The 834-nt window shown below is 35.1% G+C and carries 1 protein-coding gene; it reads left to right on the top strand.

The window, feature by feature from the left end:
• Positions 1-834: helicase-related protein (locus IDG60_RS27765; RefSeq protein ID WP_206160970.1), on the top strand; the 834-nt coding region annotated here is incomplete at both ends.

Genomic DNA, 834 nt, shown 5'->3' on the forward strand with positions numbered 1-834 from the left:
TGATAGACTTTGGCATGATTGTTCTAGATGAAGCACATTGCCTATCTGAATGGGGATATGATTTCAGACCACATTATGCTCTAATAGGAAAAGTAACAAAGCATTTTAAAGAAGCGGTTGTCTTAGCGTTGACAGCAACTGCACCACCGCATTTACAAGATGATTTGACGGAAATGTTAGCGATTCAATTCAACGTTATTAAAACTACAATGAATCGCCCAAACATAAGCTTTAAGCATCTTAATTTTCATGATGATGAAGATAAAATTGAGTGGTTGCTGCCGTTTCTACAACAGTCGGGACCAACGATTATCTATGTCTCATCGAAAAAGATGTGTCTGAATTTAGCGCAACTTATTTATGATTCAGGTTTTCTTACTGGCATTTATCATGGTGATATGAATTATCAAGAGCGACACACAGTTCAACAACAATTTTTAAATAATGATATTCCGATTATAGTCGCAACGAGTGCTTTTGGTATGGGTATTAATAAAAAAGATATTCGCACAATCATTCACTTTCATCTTTCAACAAGTCCTTCTAACTACATTCAAGAAATTGGCCGTGCAGGTCGCGATGGTGAACTAAGTCAGGCAATTAGTTTATTTCAACCGGACGATAAATATATTTTAGAAACGTTATTATTTGCAGATATGATAACAGAAGAAGATGTACAAAATTTCGAAATAGGAGAATTTTTAGCACCCGATAAACAAGACGTTTTGACAACGTTGCATTCATTCTATAGTATCGGCGCCTTGAAACAGATATTTAAGCAATCATTTAAACGAAAGCAATTAGGATTCTTTCGCATGATTGGCTATTGCAAAT

The sequence above is a fragment of the Staphylococcus sp. EG-SA-2 genome (genome assembly GCF_017152085.1).